A 14,855-nucleotide genomic window follows, 5' to 3' on the forward strand; every position below is an offset into this window, starting at 1 on the left:
GCGCTTCATTGGTGAGGTCAGGTGATGTTAGGGTCGCACGACCTGAGTGAGAACCAGCTCGTCCCGAATGGGAATGCCCCGCTTGCTCACCGTCGGAATGGATGGTTTGGTGAGCCGCGCGTTGTTGATGGCTTCCGGCAGCACCGCCGTCAACTGGAACCCAATGCGCTGGTAAAACCCCAGAGCATCAAGATTATCGTTCGAGGTGACTACCGTTATTACCTCCCCAACCTCACGGGATTCCATGAGGGCATCCACCAACAATCGACCAATGCCGCGGCCTGGTTCTAGTGCATCAAGGGTCAGCACTTCGCAGTGCTCCCCATCGTCCGCGTAGGTGAGCACGCCCACGATTTTCTGCCCCTCCGTGGCCAGGAACCCTGATGCTGAGGCGACGTTGTGTTCCTTGCCGCGTGTCAGCAACGTGTCCCCACCCCACCTGTGCTGCAAAAACCCACGTAGCCAGGCGCGATCCTGCTCTAGGATCTCACGTACCGTCAACGCATTACCGTTATTCCAGCTGGGAGAAATACGCACTTCCCGCCCACGCTGGCCGGAGCTAATTGTGGCCGACATGCCCAGGCGGGTGGCGTGTTGGACAAGAAGCTCCTCCACAAACGACTCCACGTCCGTGGGATCCAGCCCAAACTGCCGGGACATGGCTCGGGCGCGGCGAGGAATAAACGTATCTGTGTGAATGATCACTCCCTCACCGTCGCGCACGATTTTCGCCGCCGTGCGCAACAGCAAATGCCCCTGCACGATGTCAGTGAGGAACGCCTCGAACAGGCTGTCTGGGTCGTGGCTGGCGGCAAATCCGTCGTACCAGCCGGTGGACTCGTACTGGTCGTGTACCCATTTGGCTAGCTGTGCCGGGCTATACCCCTGCGACCTGGCAAAAGACACAAAGGCGATGGCATACGCCAAGGGCGCGTCCCTGCGTGCCGACGATGTCAGCTGCGCGCCAAGGTCGTTGTCCTGCGCTTGTTTCCGCCTCGCGCCCATTTCACCTCTTTTCTTCGCCTGACTTCCTGCATGGGTTAGCACTTTTTAGGTTTTATTTTCAAAACAGCCTCACACTTTCCCAGAATAACGGTAATGTAACGGAATTGGTGAAAAATCAACAAAGCCGCTGTGCCCTTCACGCTCATGTGAGGGGACAGCGGCTTGTGTTGTGATGTTGACTACAGCGGTTGCGTCACAGGTCTTTACAGGTCTGAGTCTGCGGCGACGACCGCTTCGGCGGCCTCCACGGAGATTTCTCCGAAGTCACCACCGTCAGGCAACGGCTTGGGGCGCGGAGTGAAGGTGAATTGAGCTTCCGTGCCCTTGGATTCACCATCCCAGTTGTCCACGTCCACGGTGATGATCTCACCAGCACCAACCTCGCCGAAGAGGATCTTCTCGGACAGAACATCCTCGATTTCGCGCTGAATGGTGCGACGCAACGGACGAGCACCCAGGACCGGGTCGAAACCACGCTTGGCCAGGAGCTTCTTGGCATTGTCGGTGAGTTCAAGGTCCATGTCCTTGGCCTTGAGAGCCTTGGACACACGGCCGACCAGCAGGTCCACCATCTTGATGATTTCTTCCTGCGTGAGCTGGTGGAAGACCACAATGTCGTCAATACGGTTCAAGAACTCGGGGCGGAAGTGCTTCTTCAGCTCGTCGTTGACCTTCTGCTTCATGCGCTCGTACTGGCCTTCCGCATCGGTTTCCCCGACGCTGCTGAAGCCCATGCCCACGGCCTTGGAAATGTCCTGGGTACCAAGGTTGGAGGTGAAGATCAGCACAGTGTTCTTGAAGTCCACCACGCGTCCCTGGCCGTCGGTGAGGCGACCGTCTTCCAGCACCTGCAGCAAGGTGTTGTAAATCTCCTTGTGTGCCTTTTCGATCTCGTCGAACAGAACCACGGAGAACGGCTTGCGACGCACCTTTTCGGTGAGCTGACCGCCCTCTTCGTAGCCGACGTATCCGGGAGGGGCACCGAACAGGCGGGACGCGGTGAAACGGTCGTGGAACTCACCCATATCGATCTGAATCAGTGCGTCGTCCTCGCCAAACAGGAATTCTGCAAGTGCCTTGGACAATTCGGTCTTACCCACACCGGACGGACCAGCAAAGATGAAGGAACCGGAGGGGCGTCGCGGATCCTTCAGGCCGGCACGGGTGCGGCGAATCGCACGGGAGACGGACTTCACGGCATCGTCTTGGCCGATGATGCGCTTGTGCAGTTCCTCCTCCATGTGCAGCAGGCGTGAGGATTCTTCCTCGGTGAGCTTGAACACCGGGATACCAGTCCAGGTGCCCAGCACCTCGGCAATCTGTTCCTCGCCAACTTCGGCGATTTCCTCCAGGTCACCGGCGCGCCACTGCTTTTCCTTCTCGGAGCGCTCCTCGCCTAGCCTGCGCTCTTGATCCCGCAGGCCGGCTGCCTTCTCAAAGTCCTGGGCGTCGATAGCCGCTTCCTTCTCGCGACGCACGGCGGCGATGCGCTCGTCCACCTCGCGCAGGCCAGCGGGTGCGGTCATGCGCTTGATACGCATACGGGCACCAGCCTCGTCGATAAGGTCAACGGCTTTGTCCGGCAGGTAGCGGTCGTTGATGTAGCGATCGGAGAGGTTGGCGGCCGCAGCCAACGCGCCGTCGGTAATGGACACGCGGTGGTGAGCCTCGTAGCGGTCACGCAGACCTTTAAGAATATCGATGGTCAGCTCAACGGAAGGCTCCGGTACCTGCACCGGCTGGAAACGACGCTCCAGCGCAGCGTCCTTCTCAATATGCTTGCGGTATTCATCCAACGTGGTGGCACCGATGGTCTGCAGCTCACCGCGGGCCAGCTTGGGCTTGAGCAGTGACGCAGCGTCAATAGCGCCCTCGGCGGCACCAGCCCCCACGAGAGTGTGGATCTCGTCAATAAACAGGATGATGTCCCCGCGCTGGTTAATCTCTTTGAGCACCTTCTTCAGGCGCTCCTCAAAGTCACCACGGTAACGCGAACCCGCAACAAGCGAACCCAGGTCTAGGGAGTAAAGCTGCTTATCCTTCAGCGTCTCTGGAACCTTGCCGTTAACAATGTCCAAGGCTAAGCCCTCGACAACGGCGGTTTTACCCACACCGGGTTCACCGATAAGAACCGGATTGTTCTTGGTGCGGCGGGAAAGAACCTGCATGACGCGCTCGATTTCCTTCTCACGCCCCACCACCGGATCAAGCTTGCCGTCGCGGGCAGCCTGGGTCAGGTTCCGGCCGAACTGGTCTAACACGAGCGAATTGGAGCGCTCACCAACGCTGCTCTGCACCCGACCACCGGGGGAAGCGCCAGCGCCAACGGCGTCGCTGCCGCTGCTCTGCTGCGGAGCCTCAGGCGTACCGCCTTCACCGCCCTCATAGCCGGACAGAAGCTGAATAACCTGCTGGCGCACACGCGGAAGATCCGCACCGAGCTTCACCAGCACCTGCGCAGCCACGCCCTCACCCTCACGGATCAGGCCCAGCAGCAGGAATTCCGTGCCAATATACTTGTGGCCCATCTGCAGGCCCTCACGCAGGGAGAGCTCCAGAACCTTCTTGGCACGGGGAGTAAAAGGAATATGGCCAACGTGCGGCTGGCTACCGCGGCCAATGATCTCCTCGACCTCCTGACGCACGGCCTCCAGGGAAATACCCATGGATTCCAGCGCCTTCGCAGCAACACACTCGCCCTCTTGAATCAGGCCAAGAAGAATGTGCTCCGTGCCGATGTAATTGTGATTGAAGCTCCGAGCCTCCTCCTGCGCCAACACGATGACGCGGCGAGCTCGGTCCGTAAACCTCTCGAACATGACTCTCCTTCTTTTTCTAGCTAACGGCACCCACTGTAACCCGCCGCAAGCCCAATTCAGTCCCCATTGAACAGACGAGTTGCCCACCTCTAGGTAGCACATATAAATTTCAGCAGGTCAAACCCCACTTTTCGACGCCACAGACACTGTACGCCTGTAGCGAACAGCCCATAAAATTACCTGTGAAGCGGGGGTGCTGGCTTCGGCCCGTACACTAGGGTCCACCACCAATCAGGGCAGGAGGACTACGTATGTTTCGCTGTATGTTTCGCTGGTTCAACGGCACCGACAACGGAATGCGCTACACCGCCCAGTTTGTCGCTCGACACCTTAGGAACCGCAGCGCTGAGGACTACTTCAACCAACCACAATTCCGCGAGGTCATGGAGCTAGCAGCCACTAAAAGTACACTCAGAGTAGCCCGCGCCTATGGCAAAGTCAGCGACGATGAACTCCCGCTCCGCATGGCCGCCGCCGTGATTGCCTGCGAGCTCGCACGGCAGTCAACGTAGACGTCAAAGCGGGAGTGATACCTTTTCCATGTGGGGGAACAAGAACAACACGGGCTGATTGTGGCCCGTGCTCAGCCAGAGCCTTTTATGCGCGCCGTACGCAAGCTCGTCCGTGACGGCACCTACCTAAAACTTGCACGTGGTGTCTATATTCCACGAGCTGATTACACCAGCCAGCCGCCGTGGGAGCAGCACCGTCTACGCGCTCTCGCACTGGGAACAAGTCGGATACGCATCATCGGTGGTCGATCAGCGGCGCTTCTGTGGGGCATGTGGACACTCGTCGATAAGAATTCGCCGGTCGAATACTACGTAGCACGCGGCCGAAAAGACACGACTTGTTCCGGCAGGAAACTCACAGGCCGGTTGTCCACCAAAGACTATGTACAGGGGCAGCACGTCGTAGTCACCAACATTGCGCAGACAGCCCTTGACCTGGCACGATTCCACGGTTTCGAGGATTGTTTTATGTCCGTCTGCTGGGCATTGAAACACCGATCCGATGCCACTGAGGAACTTCGCCATGCCGCCACTCGATCACCAATGTTGGCACAATGCCTACAACTCGCCGACCCACATCTTGATTCCGCAGCTGAGGCATACTTTCTCGCACAAGTGCGCCACGAAGGACTCGTGGACCTGGCACCCCAGGTAGAACTTATTGACGCCCGGGGTGTGCTGCGTCGTGTGGACTTTTACGTTCGCGGCACCCGCATTGTCATCGAAATCTCCGGGCTGGGAAAGTACGGCGACACGGAAGATAACTCCATTGAAAAGGCCACCAACCGCCTTGATGCCCTCGTAACGGCCGGCTATCGAGTGTGGGCTTACTCCGCCAAACAAGCATTCTCCGGCTATGCCTACCGGGATGTGCTGAGAAGACTGCAACTACACCATAAAAAATAAAACGGTGTAGTTATACCCTCTGCTACTTTTGTGAACTGGAGATTTACGGAAGGGCATTACCATAATTACACCGTTTGATGGCCGAACGGTGTAATTATGAACAGAACCAAGGCCAGCACAAGGACGCTTAAACGCCTGCAGCTCGCAGCCCCCATCTAGTCCCAGAGCTACCCATCGCTTGCTGGCTCAGCCGTCTTGGCGGTCTTCCCAGCAGCAAAAAGCACCGTTACCAGGGTCGCCACGCCCACTAACGTGCCCACAATGAAGGCCGTTGACGCGCCAGATGCCATTGCCGTAGTCGGAGCATCACCAGAATCCAGGGCATACTTCGAGGCCACTGTCATCGCCGCCACCAGAATCGCCGTGCCAGCCGCACCGCCCAGCTGCTCCAGTGTATTCAAAATTGCGGAACCGTGGCTGTATAGGTTCTGCGGAACGGCGGCAAGACCGTCGGTCATGAGGGGAGTCATCACGCAGGCCAGGCTGAGGCATAGCAACATATGCAGCACCAACACCGCAAAAATGCTCGAATTTTCCGACAGCATGGACAGTCCCAGCTCACTGACAGTGATGCCGATCGCGCCGGGAATGACCAGCACACGGGCGCCACGCCGATCATAGATGCGCCCCACAACTGGGCTGGCCAGCCCCTCCAACAAACCACCGGGGAGCACCAACAAACCTGTCTGCAAGGCCGATGCGCCCAGCGAGTCTTGCAGGAAGAACGGCAATACTACAACCGTACCCAACAGCACACCCATGCTAGACCCAATGGCTATGACTGCAACGCAGAACGGCCTGAAACTAAACGGTTGAAGGTTCAATAACGCCGCGTCACGCTTGCCCAGTGTCAGCTGCCTGAGCACGAACAAGACAAGGAACACCGCCCCCACGGCCAGCACCACCAGTGGCATCTTCGTGCTGCCGTTGATCACCGTGCCGATTTCCGAGAGGCCGTACACCAGCCCGCCGAAACCCAACGCCGACAGCGGCACCGAAATAATATCCAGCGGAAGGGCGTGCTGCTCTGAGACATTCCGCATGAACTTAATGCCGATGACCAGGCATAACACCACAAAGGGCAGCACCGTCCAGAACAGCCAATGCCAGCTGAGCGCGCTGAGAATAACGCCCGACACTGTTGGTCCCAGTGCCGGAGCAACAGAAATAACCACACCGATCAGCCCCATCGTTGCGCCGCGGCGCTCCGGTGGAACTGTGGTCATGGTGACCGTCATGAGCAGTGGAATGATTACTGCCGTACCAATCGCCTGCACTAGGCGGGCAACCAGCAGAATGGGGAATGTCCAGGCCATACCAGCTGCGGCCGTACCAATGGCAAACAAGGCCAACGCCGCCACAAACATAGTGCGCGTGGAAAAACGCTGCAACAGATACCCCGTCATGGGAAACACAACGGCCATCACCAGCAGAAAACCAGTGGTCAGCCACTGCACCATCGTGGCTTCCACACCAAAATCCTGGGAGATAATGGGCAGCGCCACCGACAGGACCGTCTCGTTGAGGATCATCACCATCGTCGAGATAACAAGGATCCACAACACCAGGTTGTTCTGGCGCGCCGTGTTGGTTGGGCGGGAGTGATCAGGTTCGAGTGCGTCGCCTAGCGACTGGGGCAAATCTGACATAGTAATAGTAACTGTGCGCTTTCCTCACAAAAATTCCACGGCTAAAAGCCTAACTCTGAGAGTCTAATAGTTCACGACCTCCCATGCACACCGCGTATAGTCTTTGATCGTGATCAACCAACTTGTGCGCTGGCTGGGCCTCATCATGTTCCTTCTCGGCGGTTCTGCCTTCATTCTTTCCGGCATCAACTCGCAGATCGTTCCATTTGAAAACTGGCCTGCATTCACCAGCGGCCCCGAGAAACTTCTCGCCAACTATTCCTACTTCACATTGTGGTCAAATCTTCTTGGCGCACTCGTTGGGTTAGGGTACTTCACCAACTTCCGCCGCGTCTCCCCCACGCTCGCCAAAGTAGTGCGTATCGACGCCGCGCTCATGCTCACCGTCACCGGCCTGATCTACAACCTCATCCTCAGGGCAACGGCTTCCCCTGACGAGGGAATTGAGCTGTACACCAACCCTGTTTTCCACATCATCATGCCAATTCTCGCGCCACTAACCTGGATACTGTTCATGTTTTTTGGGGACACCAAAACCGAGCGGGAAATCACCCTCACAACCACACTTCTTGCGTTGGTCATTCCCGTGGTGTGGACCATCTGGACCATCTTCCGTGGCATTACCACCGGCGGCTACTACCCCTACGGGTTCATCAACGCCGACAAACTAGGCTGGCCGGTAGCCATTCGCAACATCGCGGGAATCTACATCGGATTCTTTGCGGCGGTATCGCTAGTTGGCGGCGTTGAAAAGCTGGCGGATGGACGGAAGAGGTAGCGCAGAGCTACACCCCAGCCTGGAAGCGCTGCAGCCAATCCTGAACCTGCTGCGGGGTGAGTTTCTCAACAACTGTCACTTCTGGGCGGATCCCGCCGAAAGTGAGGTTGGCCTGCCAGCTTCGTTGGTAAGGCGCATCGTCAATGAGCACCACGCGGGTCCCCTCGAACTTTTCGATGTCGTAGGGTGTTCCTTCGCCCCAGATCCACTCATCAAAGAAACTGTGTGACTCATCGTCATCATCCGATTCACCCAACAGACCTTTGATGCCGGTCCAGTTGACCATGTTGAACACGCCCACTGCGAAATCATCATCCGCAGGCTCTTGTTCACCACGGGCAATGGCAGCAATGTGCGGATCGGGTGTGTCGTAGGGGAAACCATCAGACCCGTTCAGGGCGTCGGCAAGGAGTGTGTGCAGCTGGAAATTATCGCCGATGCCACTAATGCGCACGCGGAAACCTTGTTCGCTTGCCGGGTGGATCACAAGGAGTTCTTCATTATCCAGCATTTGTGCAAGCCTGTGGCACCAGTACACGTTCTCGTTGTCAATAAAACCTTCCGTTGCGGCCAGTCGGTCGACAAAATCTGGAAGTTCACGAGCGTAAGCACGGGCTTCTGGGCAATGATTCATATGCGCCAGGGCAGCGTTGGGCAATCCTATTTGGGCTTCTAGAGCAAAGTAGAGCTCTGGATTGTGTTGTGCCACTTCCTCACCGTGGGTGGCGATGTGTGCCCGCACCAAATCCATCGGATCGATCTCTTCTGCCGACCCGTATTCGTCAATGAGGGGCTGCAGCGCTTCAGAGTCAAGTGGCATATCCACGCACTGTGAGGCGAAATCAATGGCCTTGCCCAGCGTCTCATTGAATCGGGTCAGAATCGGGGCATAACCAATCAACGGGTCTCCACCATTTTCCACAAAATATCCCACTACCAGGGCAATGAAGCAGGCTTCCTCCGGCGAGGCAACGTCGGTGACCAGCGGCGCGAGTTGCGTCATGGCGTAGTGCCGTCGTTCGCTGTCGTCGCCAACTTCTTGCATGACCGGCGACAATGCAGCTTTCACATCATCACCATTGTGTTGCGGATTGCGGATTACTGTCAGGAAGTCGGCGATGGCTTTTTCGATCATGGGCGTGAGGTCCTCTCAAGGTAATGAATAAAGCATAATTGCTACCTTCTTCAACCATACAACCTCGCCACACTCCATCACATGGGAAGCGTGCCCGTCCGAAGCGAATGAACAGGGCTCCACATGCGGGCGTATCGACGTCCCGATGAACTACGGCAATCCCGGCGGCCCCTTCGGCTCGGTATATGACCGTTGTGATACGAATGCCAGATCGCTGTACTGGGCAGCCCGCAATAAGCAGGCACAACCCACGCCCTAGTCCGCCCTATGCCTCTGGCTTCACAATCGGGAACAGCACGGTTTCGCGGATTCCCAGTCCGGTCAGGGCCATGAGCAGGCGGTCGATACCCATACCAGTACCCGCTGTGGGGGGCATGCCCTGCTCCATGGCGGCGAGGAAATCCTCGTCCAGGACCATGGCTTCGTCGTCGCCCCCGGCGGCAAGCCGGGCTTGGTCTTCAAAGCGTTCCCGTTGGATCACCGGATCCACGAGTTCGGAGTAGCCGGTGGCCAGCTCAAAGCCGCGAATATACAGGTCCCACTTTTCCGTCACACCGCGTTCGGTACGGTGCTGGCGGGTCAGCGGAGAGGTTTCCACGGGGAAGTTCCGCACAAAGACCGGGCCGTAGAGCTGGTCGGCACAGAGTTCTTCCCAAATTTCTTCGACGAGTTTGCCGTGACCCCAGCCACCATTCTCGGGAACCTTGACCCCCACGACGTCGGCAAGCGCCTTGAGTTCTTCGACGGTGGAATCCACGGTGACCTCGGGTTGACCGGGGTGTTTACGCTGTAGTGCCTCATTGAGGGAGGGGTACATTTCCATGGTGGCCCACTCGCCACCGAGGTCGTAGTCGGTGCCGTCCGCGAGGGTGACGGTGGTGGAACCGAACACCTCACGGGCGACACTTTGGATGAGACCCTTGATCATCTCGGCGCCGTCGTCGTAGGTGCCCCAGGCTTGGTAGGTTTCCAGCATTGCGAACTCGGGGCTGTGGGAGGAATCCACACCCTCGTTACGGAAGTTGCGGTTCACCTCAAAGACGCGTTCCATGCCACCAACCACGCACCTCTTGAGGTACAGCTCGGGGGCGATGCGCAGGTAGAGATCGATATCCAGGGCGTTGGAATGGGTGACAAACGGCCTAGCCGCCGCACCACCGTGCAGGGTCTGCAGCATGGGGGTTTCCACCTCTAGGAAGCCCTCGCCCTCCAGGTAGTTGCGCAACGCACGCATCACCTTGATGCGGGTGAGCGCGTTAGTGCGGGCGGCATCGCGCATGATCAGGTCGGTGTAACGCTGCCGCACGCGGGTGTCCTCGCTCATGTCTTTGTGAGCCACAGGCAGAGGGCGCAGGGCCTTGGACGCCATGTGCCAGGTGCTAGCCAGCACGGATAGCTCACCGCGTTTGGAGGAAATGACGCGCCCGCGCACAGACACGATATCGCCGAGGTCAACGGTGGTTTTCCAATTGGCTAGGCTTTCCTCGCCGACTTCCGCCAGCGACAGCATGGCCTGCAGTTTGGTGCCATTGCCCTCTTGAAGAGTGGCAAAGCACAGCTTGCCGGTATTGCGGACAAAGATCACGCGCCCCGCAACAGCCACCTCATCCTGGGTTTCCTCCCCCACGGCAAGGTAACGCACGCCCTCGCGTTTTTCTTCGTGCTTATCGACGCTCTCGTCCTCCCGCAGCACCACATAATTGTTGCGCAGGTCCGTGATAGAGGTGGTGCGATCCACAACAACTGGGTAGGCATCAATGCCGTCTTCCAGCAGGCGGGCGCGTTTTTCACGACGAATGCGCAGTTGTTCTGGGACATCATCGTTGCGGTTGTGGGGGTTCTTCGCGTCAGTCACAGGTTTACAGATTAGTCCATCACGGCAAAAGACACAGCTACGGGAGTCATGGAAGGCATGAGCAAAAATCTGATATCTATTTTTGTGATAAACTGATATCAGTTTTTTCGTAAGCGCCTTGTAAGGAGTGACACCATGTCCGCCGATACCCCGTCCACTGACCCGGCCCAGGAGGAGACCATCGTTGTCTCCGACACCCCCGTCGGTCATTCGGGAACAAACGTCGATGTGATGGAGAAACCAGCCTGGACGATGGGTCCAGGCGCAGCCATTGCAGCAATCCTCGTTTCCCTCGCGCTGACGGTAGGGTCCGTGGTTGCCGTGCTTGCCAAAGCCGCCCAAGAAGACGCGAAACAGTTGGGCGGCCAGATAAACGTGACACTCATTGGCCTTGGCATCTTGGGGGTCGTGATGGGCACATTGGTCGCCGGAATGATCAAGGTCAACAGCCCCGGCCACACCCAAGTAATCCAGCTGTTCGGCCGCTACCTGGGCACTAACCGTCGCACTGGATTGTCGCTAGTGCCGCCACTGACCAACGCGAAAAAGGTCAGTGTACGTGTGCGCAACTTTGAAACCAACGAAATCAAAGTCAACGACCTCAATGGCAACCCCGTGGTTATCGGCGCGATTGTGGTGTGGCAGGTAGCAGACACCGCCAAAGCCACTTTTGCCGTGGAAGACATGAAGGAGTTCATCTACTCCCAGTCCGAATCCGCGCTGCGGCACGTGGCCACCACACACCCCTACGACTCCACCAACATTGACACTGTTCCCAGCCTGAGCGGTTCCACAGACCTGGTATCCCAGGAACTCGCTGATGAAGTGGCCGCACGGGTCGCTGTTGCTGGTCTGGAAATTGTTGAGGCCCGCATCTCCGCGCTCTCCTACGCCCCCGAAATCGCGCAGGCTATGCTGCAGCGTCAGCAGGCCACCGCGATTGTCGACGCCCGCGAAACCATCGTGGAAGGTGCCGTCACCATGGTAGAAAGCGCCCTGGACAAGCTGGACGAACGCGACATCGTGGACCTCGATTCCGAGCGCCGCGCATCCATGGTGTCCAACCTCCTTGTGGTTCTCTGCTCTGATTCCTCTACCCAACCCGTGGTGAACACCGGCAGCCTCTACACTTAAACCACAATGCCCAGAAAAAATGTGCCCCTCCGCCTCGACCCGGCGATCTACGACGCGATCGCCCAGTGGGCTGGGGACAACATGCGCAGCGTCAACGCCCAAATCGAGGTGATGCTGCGCGATAACCTCCGCACTGCGGGCAGGCTCCCCAAGGACGCAGGTGACCTGCCCAAACGCGGCCGCCCCAGAAAAGACCCTAGTTGATCAGCCAATCGTTGGGGCTAAACAACTCAAAGTGCACATCAGCCGGTGCTTGGTCGGCGGGAATGGCATCAATCTGATCGCGAACTGACTGCAGGAACCGCACCCCGCCACACAGATACACGGAGGCACCAGCGGGAATGATGGCCGGGGCGTCGACACGCTCGCCCTGGTCACGGAAATACAGCTCGAGGCGAGCATTCGGAAGCTGCTCCACCAAGCGCTCCATCTCGGATTTCTGCGCGCACTCAGCCTCTGAGGCATCCGCGTGCACCACAATGACCTGCCGCTGAGAACGTTGCGCCGCCAGATACGACAACATACCCACCATGGGTGTCGAACCAATGCCCTGGGAGAGTAACACCACAGGATTATCGCCATCAGTGAGAATCAAATCACCCGCCGCGAGTGTTGCCTGAATCGTATCTCCCACAGCAACATGATTGTGCAAAAACTCCGAGACTTCGCCCGAGCGCTCCACCGCCACCCGATAGCAGGAGGTTGTTTGCTCATAGGCACCATCCAGCAGGGAGTATTGGCGCAATTGGCGGGCACCATCAGGAAGAACAACACCAAGAGACGTGTATTGCCCTGGACGTGGGGGCACCAACCCTTCACCCACGAGCGTGAATTCAGTCACCGTATCCGAAAGCGGTTTCTTGTCGGCCACCGTCACATCACGGAACACATCCCCCGCAGCCACACCTGATGCTGTGTAGAGCTCTTTTTCAAAACGGACGAGCGTATCGGCCATCATCCAATAGACAGCATCCCATGCTTCCGCCACTTCAGGCGTGACAACGCTTCCCAGCACCTCGGCAATGGCGGCAAACAGATGATCATGAACAATCTGGTACTGGTCTTTTGTAATCCCCAGAGACACATGCTTGTGCCCAATGCGGGCCAACATCTCATCTGGGTGCGGTTTATCCGGGTCAACCAACACAGAAGCAAACACCGCGATAGACGCGGCCAGTGCTTTGGCCTGATCGCCATGTTGTTGATTGCCGCGATTGAACAGATCGGCAATAAGCTCCGGATGAGCGGTGAACATCTTCTTGTAGAACACCGGCGTGATGTCGTTGATCCGGGAGCCAACAAGCGGAAGGGTAGCGCGGATCACCTCGGCATGGGCGTCGGAAAGCCCGGAACGGTCAGTGGTGGGAGTTGGCGTGTGATGGTCATGGATGTCGTGAGACATGGCGATAAAGCTCCTTACTTCACATGTAGGGGGGGCAGGTAGCTATATTAAATTCATATCGCAGCGTCCGGCATTACGCCCTAAACCAACCGAAAGTTTGACTTAGGCAAATGCTTCCGTGCGATCGCTAGGGTCAATCATTTGCGGGATCCCCAACCCCACAGCCCCTGAGCGCTTATGCTCACGAGCTGTGTGCTCCAGCAAATCGGCAATCGTGAGGTCATCTAGGGCAGCAAAAAACGCCTCCCGAGCGCGGGCCAAACGCGTGCGAAGCAGGCAATTGTTGGAGTAGTACGGGCATTCAGTGGGCTCAACACAGTTGATCACCTCACTGCTAACCTCCAGCTTGCGCAGCACCTCCCCCACCTTCATTGAGGGCGCGTCATCCGCAAGAACGATGCCGCCCTTGCGCCCACGGACACTGTTTGCCACACCAATATTCACCAACTTGGCCACGACTTTGGCCACATGCGCACTCGACGCACTGATGTCTTCCGCAAGGTTATTTACGGTATTGCGTCGCCCTTCCTGGTCAGCGCTGGGAGCGCCGAGTCGCATCACAACGCGCAGACCAAGGTCTGCGAAGCGCGTCATTTGCACGAGTACCACCTAGACTTGTCCATAGAGCAAAGCTTCACATCTGAGGCACCGATCAGCCACAGAAAAAGCTTTATGTAATAAATATATGCCTATTATTTCCTACTATTTGTCGGAACGTCAACAAAGTTACACCTCCGTTTCACCCGAAAAGGAAAATGAATATGATTACCATTTGCGGCGAAGGGCTTGTCGACCTCGTGCCTTCCCCCACCATTACCGGCGAACCACACGCAATACCACTACACCCCGCCCTTGGGGGTGGTCCCTTCAATGTCGCCATAGCCACCGCCCGACTCGGAGCTCCCACCCGATTCCTTTCGCGCCTCTCCCACGACACCTTCGGAACAGCACTATACAACCGGCTAAACAGCGAGAATATCGACACTGAACACGTCCAGCGCGGTGTCGAACCCACCACGCTCGCCCTCACCTCCATCGGCGCGGACGGAAGTGCCAGCTACACCTTCTACGTTGACGGCACCGCCGACCGCTTCGTCGAACCACCTCAAGACCTAGACACCCACATCGCTTGTTTTGGAACGTGCTCACTCGCTCTTGAACCCGGCGCGTCCCGGTACGCCACCCTGTTGCATAGCCTTGCGGCGCGCGGAACGTTTATCGCGCTTGACCCCAATATCCGAGACTTCTACGCCACTGATGCTCACCGCGACTTCCTGCATTCGCTCCTGCCTAGCGTCACGCTGCTGAAACTTTCCGAAGAGGAGGTGGACTTCCTCGGCGACACCGATGTTCCCGCACGCGTGATCACCCGTGGCGCCAACGGTATCACCCTCGAAACACGCGACCTGCGTATCGACGTCCCCGCGGTCTCCGTCCCCGTCCAGGACACCATCGGCGCGGGTGACACCATCATGGGAGCTCTACTCACACAATTCGAACTACGCGGCAACGGAAACCCGCGCGCCCTCGTCGACTCCCTCACAGCCGACGAATGGCGCGATATTCTCACCTACGCCGCCACAGCCGCAGCCATCACCTGCTCCCGCGTCGGCGCGCAACCGCCGACTGATGCGGAAGTACAGGGCATGCTTGCGTAGAA

The 14,855-nt window shown here is 57.8% G+C and carries 13 protein-coding genes; 6 read left to right on the forward strand and 7 right to left on the reverse strand.

Annotation, left to right across the window (positions count from 1 at the left end; genetic code table 11):
- Nucleotides 1–27 precede the first annotated feature (27 nt).
- Together CDUR_RS11520 and CDUR_RS11525 are read right to left on the reverse strand one after the other, a co-directional pair.
- Complete coding sequence (locus CDUR_RS11520; RefSeq protein WP_006062393.1) at nucleotides 28–1,005, reverse strand: GNAT family N-acetyltransferase; 978 nt, start codon at nucleotides 1,003–1,005, stop codon at nucleotides 28–30.
- Between the two features lie 203 nt (nucleotides 1,006–1,208).
- Nucleotides 1,209–3,824 carry an ATP-dependent Clp protease ATP-binding subunit gene (locus CDUR_RS11525; protein WP_006062392.1) on the reverse strand — a complete coding sequence of 872 codons (2,616 nt, stop codon included), beginning with the start codon at nucleotides 3,822–3,824 and terminating at the stop codon, nucleotides 1,209–1,211.
- 251 nt (nucleotides 3,825–4,075) lie between these two features.
- Between CDUR_RS11525 and CDUR_RS11530 the strand changes: the two genes are divergently transcribed.
- Nucleotides 4,076–4,336 (forward strand): hypothetical protein, encoded by a 261-nt coding sequence (locus CDUR_RS11530; protein ID WP_290207708.1) that lies wholly within the window; start codon nucleotides 4,076–4,078, stop codon nucleotides 4,334–4,336.
- Between the two features lie 30 nt (nucleotides 4,337–4,366).
- Nucleotides 4,367–5,242, forward strand: a complete 876-nt coding sequence (locus tag CDUR_RS11535; RefSeq protein WP_179418313.1) for a hypothetical protein — start codon at nucleotides 4,367–4,369, stop codon at nucleotides 5,240–5,242.
- A gap of 167 nt (nucleotides 5,243–5,409) precedes the next feature.
- Here CDUR_RS11535 and CDUR_RS11540 read toward each other — a convergent pair whose 3' ends face one another.
- Nucleotides 5,410–6,891, reverse strand: coding sequence for an MDR family MFS transporter (locus CDUR_RS11540; protein WP_179418314.1), 1,482 nt, complete (start codon nucleotides 6,889–6,891; stop codon nucleotides 5,410–5,412).
- A gap of 109 nt (nucleotides 6,892–7,000) precedes the next feature.
- On the opposite strand from CDUR_RS11540, the gene CDUR_RS11545 reads away from it, so the two are divergent.
- Nucleotides 7,001–7,669, forward strand: coding sequence for a Pr6Pr family membrane protein (locus CDUR_RS11545; protein WP_179418315.1), 669 nt, complete (start codon nucleotides 7,001–7,003; stop codon nucleotides 7,667–7,669).
- 7 nt (nucleotides 7,670–7,676) lie between these two features.
- Here CDUR_RS11545 and CDUR_RS11550 read toward each other — a convergent pair whose 3' ends face one another.
- On the reverse strand, nucleotides 7,677–8,804 hold the full coding sequence (locus CDUR_RS11550; protein ID WP_179418316.1) for a hypothetical protein: 1,128 nt from the start codon (nucleotides 8,802–8,804) through the stop codon (nucleotides 7,677–7,679).
- A gap of 265 nt (nucleotides 8,805–9,069) precedes the next feature.
- Nucleotides 9,070–10,659 (reverse strand): lysine--tRNA ligase, encoded by a 1,590-nt coding sequence (lysS, locus tag CDUR_RS11555; RefSeq protein ID WP_179418317.1) that lies wholly within the window; start codon nucleotides 10,657–10,659, stop codon nucleotides 9,070–9,072.
- Nucleotides 10,660–10,794: 135 nt separating this feature from the next.
- Here lysS and CDUR_RS11560 point away from each other — a divergent pair, with 135 nt between their 5' ends.
- Both CDUR_RS11560 and CDUR_RS11565 read left to right on the forward strand, forming a co-directional pair.
- Entirely contained in the window at nucleotides 10,795–11,793 is a 999-nt protein-coding gene (locus CDUR_RS11560; RefSeq protein WP_179418318.1) for an SPFH domain-containing protein, read from the forward strand.
- Nucleotides 11,794–11,799: 6 nt separating this feature from the next.
- Nucleotides 11,800–11,997, forward strand: coding sequence for a type II toxin-antitoxin system antitoxin (locus CDUR_RS11565; protein WP_179418319.1), 198 nt, complete (start codon nucleotides 11,800–11,802; stop codon nucleotides 11,995–11,997).
- Here CDUR_RS11565 and CDUR_RS11570 read toward each other — a convergent pair.
- Nucleotides 11,990–13,195 (reverse strand): globin domain-containing protein, encoded by a 1,206-nt coding sequence (locus CDUR_RS11570; protein ID WP_006062383.1) that lies wholly within the window; start codon nucleotides 13,193–13,195, stop codon nucleotides 11,990–11,992. The genes CDUR_RS11565 and CDUR_RS11570 overlap by 8 nt on opposite strands.
- Before the next feature lie 102 nt (nucleotides 13,196–13,297).
- Nucleotides 13,298–13,789 (reverse strand): RrF2 family transcriptional regulator, encoded by a 492-nt coding sequence (locus CDUR_RS11575; RefSeq protein ID WP_006062382.1) that lies wholly within the window; start codon nucleotides 13,787–13,789, stop codon nucleotides 13,298–13,300.
- Nucleotides 13,790–13,950: 161 nt separating this feature from the next.
- Between CDUR_RS11575 and CDUR_RS11580 the strand changes: the two genes are divergently transcribed.
- Complete coding sequence (locus CDUR_RS11580; RefSeq protein ID WP_179418320.1) at nucleotides 13,951–14,853, forward strand: carbohydrate kinase family protein; 903 nt, start codon at nucleotides 13,951–13,953, stop codon at nucleotides 14,851–14,853.
- Nucleotides 14,854–14,855 lie beyond the last annotated feature (2 nt).

This window comes from Corynebacterium durum (genome assembly GCF_030408675.1).
Classification (GTDB): Bacteria; Actinomycetota; Actinomycetes; order Mycobacteriales; family Mycobacteriaceae; genus Corynebacterium; species Corynebacterium durum.

Bases quoted from the DNA above. Each gene is read 5' to 3' on its own strand.
- CDUR_RS11520 (WP_006062393.1), bottom strand. From the start codon at position 1,005: ATGGGCGCGAGGCGGAAACAAGCGCAGGACAACGACCTTGGCGCGCAG.
- CDUR_RS11525 (WP_006062392.1), bottom strand. From the start codon at position 3,824: ATGTTCGAGAGGTTTACGGACCGAGCTCGCCGCGTCATCGTGTTGGCG.
- CDUR_RS11530 (WP_290207708.1), top strand. From the start codon at position 4,076: ATGTTTCGCTGTATGTTTCGCTGGTTCAACGGCACCGACAACGGAATG.
- CDUR_RS11540 (WP_179418314.1), bottom strand. From the start codon at position 6,891: ATGTCAGATTTGCCCCAGTCGCTAGGCGACGCACTCGAACCTGATCAC.
- CDUR_RS11550 (WP_179418316.1), bottom strand. From the start codon at position 8,804: ATGATCGAAAAAGCCATCGCCGACTTCCTGACAGTAATCCGCAATCCG.
- CDUR_RS11560 (WP_179418318.1), top strand. From the start codon at position 10,795: ATGTCCGCCGATACCCCGTCCACTGACCCGGCCCAGGAGGAGACCATC.
- CDUR_RS11565 (WP_179418319.1), top strand. From the start codon at position 11,800: ATGCCCAGAAAAAATGTGCCCCTCCGCCTCGACCCGGCGATCTACGAC.
- CDUR_RS11570 (WP_006062383.1), bottom strand. From the start codon at position 13,195: ATGTCTCACGACATCCATGACCATCACACGCCAACTCCCACCACTGAC.
- CDUR_RS11575 (WP_006062382.1), bottom strand. From the start codon at position 13,789: ATGACGCGCTTCGCAGACCTTGGTCTGCGCGTTGTGATGCGACTCGGC.
- CDUR_RS11580 (WP_179418320.1), top strand. From the start codon at position 13,951: ATGAATATGATTACCATTTGCGGCGAAGGGCTTGTCGACCTCGTGCCT.